This window comes from Sphingomonas sp. 66-10, from assembly GCF_001897045.1.
Classification (GTDB): Bacteria; Pseudomonadota; Alphaproteobacteria; order Sphingomonadales; family Sphingomonadaceae; genus Sphingomonas; species Sphingomonas lycopersici.
The window spans coordinates 60,132-68,431 of record NZ_MKRR01000133.1; the positions used below are offsets into that span (position 1 = coordinate 60,132).

The 8,300-nt window shown below is 65.4% G+C and carries 11 protein-coding genes; 1 reads left to right on the forward strand and 10 read right to left on the reverse strand.

Annotated elements, in window-relative coordinates; all coding sequences use genetic code 11:
• Positions 1-41 precede the first annotated feature (41 nt).
• The 10 genes from BGN95_RS14235 to BGN95_RS14280 all read right to left on the reverse strand — a co-directional run bounded on the left by BGN95_RS14235 (position 42) and on the right by BGN95_RS14280 (position 7,753).
• The gene (locus BGN95_RS14235; protein WP_286773035.1) at positions 42-1,214 is read right to left on the reverse strand and encodes an alpha/beta hydrolase-fold protein; all 1,173 of its coding nucleotides are present in this window, start codon (positions 1,212-1,214) and stop codon (positions 42-44) included.
• An 87-nt stretch (positions 1,215-1,301) separates the two neighbouring features.
• A complete protein-coding gene (locus BGN95_RS14240; RefSeq protein WP_286773036.1) occupies positions 1,302-2,603 on the reverse strand; it encodes an MFS transporter in 1,302 nt (433 codons plus the stop codon).
• Positions 2,600-2,929 carry a hypothetical protein gene (locus tag BGN95_RS14245; RefSeq protein WP_286773037.1) on the reverse strand — a complete coding sequence of 110 codons (330 nt, stop codon included), beginning with the start codon at positions 2,927-2,929 and terminating at the stop codon, positions 2,600-2,602. The genes BGN95_RS14240 and BGN95_RS14245 overlap by 4 nt, the downstream gene beginning before the upstream one ends.
• Position 2,930: 1 nt before the next feature.
• Entirely contained in the window at positions 2,931-3,494 is a 564-nt protein-coding gene (locus tag BGN95_RS14250) for an isochorismatase family protein (RefSeq protein WP_286773038.1), read from the reverse strand.
• A 57-nt stretch (positions 3,495-3,551) separates the two neighbouring features.
• Positions 3,552-4,004 (reverse strand): MarR family winged helix-turn-helix transcriptional regulator, encoded by a 453-nt coding sequence (locus tag BGN95_RS14255; RefSeq protein WP_286773039.1) that lies wholly within the window; start codon positions 4,002-4,004, stop codon positions 3,552-3,554.
• Positions 4,005-4,154: 150 nt separating this feature from the next.
• Entirely contained in the window at positions 4,155-5,171 is a 1,017-nt protein-coding gene (locus tag BGN95_RS14260) for an LLM class flavin-dependent oxidoreductase (protein ID WP_286773040.1), read from the reverse strand.
• Between the two features lie 228 nt (positions 5,172-5,399).
• A complete protein-coding gene (locus BGN95_RS14265; RefSeq protein WP_286773041.1) occupies positions 5,400-5,873 on the reverse strand; it encodes a YbaK/EbsC family protein in 474 nt (157 codons plus the stop codon).
• Positions 5,873-6,196 carry an HU family DNA-binding protein gene (locus BGN95_RS14270; protein WP_286773042.1) on the reverse strand — a complete coding sequence of 108 codons (324 nt, stop codon included), beginning with the start codon at positions 6,194-6,196 and terminating at the stop codon, positions 5,873-5,875. The genes BGN95_RS14265 and BGN95_RS14270 overlap by 1 nt, the downstream gene beginning before the upstream one ends.
• Positions 6,197-6,212: 16 nt before the next feature.
• Positions 6,213-6,602 (reverse strand): RidA family protein, encoded by a 390-nt coding sequence (locus tag BGN95_RS14275; RefSeq protein ID WP_286773043.1) that lies wholly within the window; start codon positions 6,600-6,602, stop codon positions 6,213-6,215.
• Positions 6,602-7,753: an alanine racemase gene (locus BGN95_RS14280; RefSeq protein WP_286773044.1), complete on the reverse strand. Its 1,152-nt coding sequence runs from the start codon at positions 7,751-7,753 to the stop codon at positions 6,602-6,604. Before BGN95_RS14280 ends, BGN95_RS14275 begins: the two co-directional genes overlap by 1 nt.
• 96 nt (positions 7,754-7,849) lie before the next feature.
• Between BGN95_RS14280 and BGN95_RS14285 the strand changes: the two genes are divergently transcribed.
• A partial coding sequence (locus BGN95_RS14285; RefSeq protein ID WP_286773045.1) for a LysR family transcriptional regulator occupies positions 7,850-8,300 on the forward strand: 451 nt, incomplete at its 3' end.

The window sequence follows — 8,300 nt, forward strand, 5'->3', positions numbered from 1 at the left end:
GCCCGCCGAAGCTCAGCCGGTTAAAGATAGGCGGGCGATCGTCAGTCCTTGAACAGCAACGGCGCCAGTTCGCGCAAGCTTCGCCGCCACGACTGGAATTCATGTCCCGTATTGGGCGAGACATAGAAGGCACTATTGATACCGGCGTTCTTGAGCGCCTCAGCGTTCGCGCGCGGATCGACGCGGGGGCCGCCGGGAGGGCCTGCCCGGCCACCTTCGAGTTCGCGGCTGCCGAAGCTCACGAAGGTCAACTTGACCTTCTCCTTATACCCCGGAGTTGCGTTGATATCGTCCAGCGACACGGTACCACCGCTCAGCAGGCCGATATACGCGAACTTGTCGAGGTTCTTCAGCGCGATCAGCTTGGTCTCGAACCCGCCCATCGAAAGACCCGCCATGGCGCGATGGTCCGCGTCGGACAGGGTGCGAAACTCATGATCCACATAGGGGATCAATTCGTCGAGCAGCAGCGTCTGGAACGGTTTGATGTCGAAGCTGGCAAGCCCGCCGGGACTGCCCGGCCGGACATCGTTGGTCATGCCATAGGCCATGACGATAATGAACGGCCGCACCTTCCCGGCGGCGATCAGATTGTCGAGGATCAGGTTGGCATGGCCCTGGCTGGACCAGGCCGTCTCGTCCTCGCCCCAGCCGTGCTGCAGGTATAGGACCGGATATCGCCTGTTCGGGTCCTTGTCATAACCCGGCGGCGTATAGACGAACGCCCGGCGCGGGCCGCCGGTGCTGCGCGAGGGAAATAGAATCTGCTCGACCCGGCCGTGCGGGACATCCTTGAGCGCATAGAAATCAGCATCGCGCGCGGGAATCTCGATGCCGCTCTCCCAGCGCGTCGATCCGAAGAAATTGAGCGCACCGGGATCGTTGAACGTGCCACCGTCGATCGTGAGGTGATAATAATGGAAGCCCTCGTCCAGCGGCCCTTCGGAGGTGCCCGTCCAACTTCCGTCGGCGGCTTTGCTCAGGACCGTGCCGCCCCGGCCCCCAAGGCCCAGACTCACCTTCACGCTTGTCGCGGCGGGCGCGACGATGCGGAAGCGGACATAGCCTTGCGAATTGACCTGCGGATATTGCTGCCCCGGCTGGTTCAACGAGGACGGCTTGAAGTCTTCGGCGATCACGGGAGGCTGCGTCTGCGACAGCGACGGTTGCGCGATCAGGACGGCCGCAAGCGAGGCAGCAAAAGCGATCTTCACAGGATTTCCTCCCCTGGCACCCCTCCCGCTGTGTGGATCGGGAGTCTGGAATATTAGCGCTAACATTTGTCCGTTCGGTCAGAAAAATCAAGCGCCAGGGTGCGGACCAATGCCCCGCTTCGCCGCCCCTTCGATCGCTATCCGTCGGCGCGAACTTAGCGCTATCCTGCTCGGCGGCGGCCAGCGGTGGCCAGCGGTGGCCAGCGCCACGATGGCGGCGGCAAAGCCCGAAGCCGCAGCAATGCCGAGCGCCCAGCGCGGACCGTAATGACTTGCCACCCAACCGACGATCGGGGCGCCGATCGGCGTGCCGCCCAGCGCAATGCCGACGCGCAGCGCCATCACCCGCCCGCGCATGGCGGGCTCGGTCGAGAGCTGCATCAGGCTGTTCGTCGTGTTGGTGAGGGTCAGCGCCGCCACGCCGATGATGACGAGCGCGCCAGCAAACAGCCAATAGCCAGGCGCCAAGGCGGCGAAGGTGCAGCCGAGACCGAAGATCGTGGCGCCGACCAGCAACAACCGGAACTGCGGCATTTCGCGCCCGGCGCCCAAAAGCGCGCCGGACATCGTGCCGATCGCCATGATCGACGACAACAGCCCGTATCCACGGGCGTCCGTATGAAAGACGCTGACCGCCATGGTCGAGATGAAGATCGGGAAGTTCAGGCCGAACGTCCCGATCAGGAACAGCATGACGAGCATCGCCTTGAGGTCCGGGCGATCCCGCACATAGCGGAGCCCGTCGGCGAAGCCTCCCCTCCCGCGGATGGCCCGGGCGTTCGGGCGAAGCTGGGCCGTGCGCAGGAAGGCGAGCGAGACCAGCACGGCGGCGAAGGAGGCGCCATTGATCAGAAAGGCCCAGCCCGTGCCGACCGCGGCGATCACGATGCCGGAGACGGCCGGACCCACGATCCGCGCGGCGTTGAACGAGGTGGAGTTGAGCGCCACCGCATTGTGCAGATCCTCGTCCCCGACCAGTTCCGCAACGAAGGTCTGACGCACCGGGGCATCGAAAGCCGCAGCGCTGCCGAACAGGAAGGCGAAGACGTAGACATGCCAGAGCTGGACGATGCCAGTGACGGTGAGCACCCCCAATGCAATAGCGAGCGCACCCATCGTCGCCTGCGTGGCGATGAGAAGCTTGCGCTGGTTGAAATGATCGGCGGCGAAGCCCGTCCACGGCAGCAGGATGAGTTGCGGCCCGAACTGCAGCGCCATGACCCAGCCGACCGCCGAGGCATCATGATGGGTCAGTTGCGTGAGCACCAGCCAGTCCTGCGCGGTGCGCTGGACCCAGGTGCCGACGTTGGAGACGAAGGCACCGCCTACCCAGACCCGATAATTGAAGCTTCGCAGCGATCGGAAGGTGTTGCTCGCGCGAGCCTTCATCGATGCGCCGGCCCGTTGCCGCCATGGAAGCGACCGAAATGCCGTGCCGAAAACAGCGCGATCGCGAAGGCGCCGACGGCCAGGGCGAGGACGTCTGCCGTATCTTTCAATGCGAAATCACCGACGCGACAGACCAGCACATAGCCGACGAAGAGGTTGAAGAATCCCCAGAGCACATTGACGGTCGACGACGAGAGCCCTTGTCCAGGCGGTTGTGCAAAGGGACTCTGAAAAGGCCTGCCCATCATGCCGCTGACGGCATGAGGGATGGCATTCGCCAGGAATGCGCCGCCGAAGCCATATGACAGGAGTGAAAGCCAGGGCATCTCAGGCATCCTTCGTCGGGAGGAGATCGATGATCTCCCGGCTCGTGCCGGTCTCCCCCAGCCGCGGGAAGATGTTCCTGATGCTATAGTCATGCGCCTCGGGGCGGATGTCGGTCATCGCGTCGAGCGCGAGGGTGACGTTGAAGCCCGCCTCATAAGCTTGACGCGCCGTCGCCTCGACGCCGGTTCCGGTCGCCACACCTGCGACCACCACCTGGGTGACGCCTCGCGCTTTCAACCGGGCCTCGAGGTCGGTACTGGCGAAGGCGCCCCAGGTCCGCTTCGTCACAATGATATCCCCGGCTTGCCGGTTCAGTTCCGGAACGAGGTCAGTCCATCCGTCCGGACGGGCGCCCGTTTGAGGGGGCTGCTCGGTCCGGCCCGGCGCCCCGCCAGCAACATTGACGAGCACGACCGGCAGGCCGCGCTGACGGAAGGCGTCGGCCAGCGCACGGGCGCGTTCGATGACCCGATCTATGGGGTGGATGACAGGCAAGCCGACGATGCCCTTCTGAAGATCGATGATGATCAGGGCGGTGTTCGGATCGAGTATCGTCAGCGCCATCGGAATATCCTCCTGAGTTCCAGCATCGGTTTCGCGGCTGGCGGCCGCGAAACACCTTCACTCGTCGACGAGCCGCTTCAACAGGTCGACAGCCCTTGCCACCTCGCCCTGCTCCTGCGGCGAAAGCCGCATCTGAAGCGCACGCGTCAGCCAGTCCTGACGTGCGGCGCGGCCCTCCTCGACCGACTTTCGAAACGCCTCGGTGAGCGAGAACAGGGTCTGCCGTCCGTCCGCGGGATCAGGCGTTCCGCTCACGAGACCGGCATCTTTCAGCGCGGTGAGCACCGGAGCCATCGATTGCGGCCGCATCCCCTCGGCACGGGCGAGGCTCGACGCCGTAGCGGGCCCGTCCTTCTCCAGGCGGAGCAGGACCGACACCTGAGAGGGCGCGAGGTCCCCGATATGGGCTTGATCGCGCAAGCGTCGCTTTAGCCTGCCCATCAGCGCGCGGAGCTCCTGCGCCAGAAGCGATGTCGGCGCAGGTCCCTGATCATCCGGTTCGGCACTCATGTTGGACTAGCTATCAGATCGACAGGTAAGCTGTAAAGATAGTCTGATCAGATAGACTGGATAAATGGTTGCGCCGGGCGCCACAGCGCTGCCCGCTTCTTACCCCTTCAATAGAACCGGACGGACCTGCCCCGCCGCCGCGTCGCCTCGTCAGCGCCAGCCGAGCGCCGGTGCGACGTGAGTCAAGATCGCCTCGAGCACATGCGCATTATAGTCCACGCCGAGCTGGTTGGGCACGGTGAGGAGCAGGGTGTCGGCCTCCGCGATCGCTTCGTCGGCGCGCAACTGGTCGATCAGGACGTCGGGCTCGGCGGCGTAGGACCGCCCGAATATCGCACGCATCTTGTCGATGATACCAACCTGGTCGCTGCTGTCGCCGCGTCCGAAATAGGCGCGATCCTGGTCGTTCATCAGCGCGAAGATCGAACGCGACACCGACACGCGGGGCTCGCGTTTGTGGCCTGCTTCCTTCCAGGCCTCGCGATAGGCGCGGATCTGCTTGGCCTGCTGGACATGGAAGGGCTCGCCGGTTTCGTCGGCCTTGAGCGTCGAGCTCTGCAGATTCATCCCCATCCGCGCCGCCCAGATTGCGGTCGCGTTCGCCCCCGATCCCCACCAGATGCGCTCGCGCAACCCTTCCGAATGAGGCTCCAGACGGAGCAGGCCGGGCGGGTTGGGGAACATCGGATTCGGATTGGGCTGGGCGAAGCCCCTGCCCTCCAGCAGCTCGAGGAAAACCTCGGCGTGGCGCCGACCCATATCGGCATCGCTCTCGCCCTCCGCGGGCGCAAAGCCGAAATAACGCCAGCCGTCGATCACCTGTTCGGGCGAACCGCGACTGATGCCGAGTTGGAGTCGTCCCCCGCTGATGAGGTCGGCCGCGCCCGCATCCTCGATCATGTAGAACGGGTTTTCGTACCGCATGTCGATCACCCCGGTGCCGATCTCGATCCGGCGAGTCCGGGCACCGACGGCGGCGAGCAGCGGAAACGGCGAAGCGAGCTGCTGCGCGAAATGATGGACGCGGAAATAGGCGCCGTCCGCGCCCAGTTCCTCGGCCGCGACCGCCAGGTCGATCGATTGCAGCAGCATGTCGCTGGCCGAACGGGTCGCCGATTGCGATGCCGCCGACCAATGGCCGAACGAGAGAAACCCGATCTTCTTCATGAGGGGAAACCCTAGCGGTTGCGTTGCGTGCTAGCTGGCGCGCAGCTTCGGCGGATACAAGCGCATTGCCGGAATTGCTGCGTTTCGCGAACACGCGTGATCGTCCGACGCGCGACCGGCGAGCGCGTGAAAATCTGCCGGCCGTACACATCGCACCGCCGCTATCCGCCCGCGAAACGGAAAGAGAGAAAGGCAGAAGACGTTCCCGGTTCTGCCGATCACGCCATTTCAAGCCGAGCCCGGCAAGGAACAGAGGTCGGCCCATTCGGCGCCGACCAGTGCCGCCAGGCGATCGGGGCTCAACCGCACCGAGGCGGTGCGCGCGCCGGCGGCGGGATAGACCTGATCGAAGCGGCGCAGCGACAGGTCGCAATAGACCGGGAGCGGCGTCGCAAGCCCGAACGGGCAGACGCCGCCGACGGGATGGCCGGTCAATTGTTCGGCTTCTTCAGCCGATAGCATACGCGGCCGACCGCCGAGCATGTCCTTGACCTTGCGGTTGTCGAGCCGCGTGTCACCCGCGGTCACGATCAGGACCACATGCTCGCCGACCCTGAGCGACAGGGTCTTGGCGATCTGGCCCGGGGTGACACCGAGCGTGTCGGCGGCCTCGAGCACGGTCGCGGTGCTCGAGGCCTGTTCGACAATAACTACGTCCGATGCCCGCGCCGCGAAGAAGGCGCGGACCGCCTCGATACCCATCAGCCGTTCAGCTTGTCCTTGACCGCCTTGGCGGGCGCGAAGGTCAGCTTCTTCGACGCGGCGATCTCGATCACGGCGCCGGTCGCGGGGTTGCGGCCCTGGCGCGCGGGCGTGTCCTTGACCTTGAACTTGCCGAAGCCGTTGAGCGAGACTTCCTCGCCCTTGGTCGATGCCTCGACGAGGACGGCGAATACGCTGTCGACGATCTTGCGGGCATCGGCCTTGGTCAGGCCGTGCGTCTCGGCGATACGGTCGGCGAGATCGGTATTGTTCACAGGGGTTTCCTTCTGATTGGAGGCGCCCTTTATGGGCGCTCGCCCCACAGGTCCAGGCCTCGCGTCAGCGCCGCCGGGCGATCGCGTCCACTTCGATCCGATAGCCGTAATGCAGCGGGCCGACCGGAACGATCGTCCGCGCGGGGCGGCTGTCGCCGAAGAACTCCGCGTAGATCGCGTTGCACGACGGCCAGTCCGCGACATCCGAGAGATAGATGGTGACGCGCAGCACGTCGCGCGGCGTGGCGCCGCCCGCCTTCAGCACCGCGAGCAGATTGGCCAACGCCCGGCGCGCCTGGGGTTCGAATCCCTCCTGCGCCAGCGAATGATCCCCGCCGTCGCGCACCGGCAATTGCCCGGAGACGAACACCAGATCGCCGCACGCAATGCCCTGCGAATAATGCCCGGCAGGCGCGGGCGCCTCGGTCGTCTGTATTGCTACGATATCGCTCATCACCATCCTCCGAAGCGGGGCCAGACATGCATGATTGCGCCGCGCGCTTCGTCTGTCACCTGATAGGCGTCATGCTGGCTGGCGGTCGCGCAGGCGTGATTGGGGAGGATACGCACCTGATCGCCAACATGAAGGTCAGGGAAGGCCGCCGCGCTTCCGGAGCGGAGACCGAGCACGCCATGTTCCTGATTGGCGTCGATCATGATGAGATCGGGATAAGGCGTGCCGTGGAGATCGCAGACCATGCCATAGCCCTGATCGATCGGCTGCCGGGCGGTGCCGCGATCACGCGACATCGCCATCCATCCGGCATCGACGATCAGCCGTCCACGATCCGCCTGTGCCGAGATGACGGTCGCCAGCACCGACAGCGCGATATCCTGCGGCGTGCACACGCCGATCCCGGCCATCACGAGATCGAAGAAGGCGAAGACACCCGCTCTCGCCTCGGTCACGCCCGTCATGTTTTCGGAGAACAGCACGCTCGGGGTGGAGCCGATGCTGATGATGTCGAGCCGGTGGCCGGTCTCGCGCAGGATCGCCGCCGCGCGGGCGATCCCGTCCCGCTCCTGCGCCGCGCTCGCCTTCAGCGCCTCGATCGAGCGGCATTCGTAACTGCCCCCGGCATGGGTCAGCAGCCCGCCCAGCCGGAGCGCGCCGCCGATCCCGCCGGCGATCGTTCCGAGCAGCGCGGCGTCGTCGGGGCGCACGCCGGCACGATGCCCGTCGGTGTCGATCTCGATCAGCGTCGGGATCGGATCGCTCGTGTCGAAACCGCCCGCGCACACCGCCGCCGCCACCTCGTGATTGTCGACGATGACCTTGAGGTCGACACCGCGCCGGCGCAGCGCCTGCACGCGCGGGACTTTCTGCGGCGTGATGCCGACGGCGTAGAGAATATCGCGATAGCCCGCCGCGGCCAGTTCCTCGGCCTCGCGCAGCGTCGAGACCGTGACGGCGCCGCGCCCGGGCGCGATGCGCTCGATCGCCTCCAGGCATTTCACGGTTTTGACATGCGGCCGAAGCGCGACGCCGAGCGACGCGATCTTGTCGCGCATCCGCGCGATGTTGCGGTCCATCGTCGCGCGATCGAGGAGAAGCGCGGGGGTATCCAATTGGGTGATCGGGGTTGCCGCGGACTGTGCTGGCACCGGTTGCTCCATGTCGGTGTGGCGAAAGGGGGTTGTACCGCCGGCTGCTCGCTGCGCTATGCTGGCTTCGCTTAGTGTAACCATAAGGTGCATCTTATGTTGTCGGCCGACGACCTCGAACTGTTCGTCACGGTGGGATCGTCGGCGTCATTGGCGGCGGCGGCGCGTACGTTGGGGATCACGCCCCCGGCGGTCAGCCAGCGATTGACGCATATCGAGCGCAAGCTGGCGCTGCGGCTGGTCGAGCGATCCAATCGCGGGCTGAAACTGACCAGCGACGGCGAATTGCTGTTCAAACGGGCGAATGAGATTCTGTTGCAGTTCACCCGGATGGAAGACGAGCTCGCCCAGCGCGGCGGCAAGAATGCGGGGGTGTTGCGGGTGGTCGCCCCGCTGGGTTTCGGACGGGCCTATGTCGTGGGGCTGGTGATCGATTATCATGCGACGCATCCCGATGTACGGGTCGATCTCAATCTGTCGGATCGCCCGGGCATCGGGCTCGCCACCGCCTGCGATATCCTGATCCAGATCGGCGAGTTGCGCGATA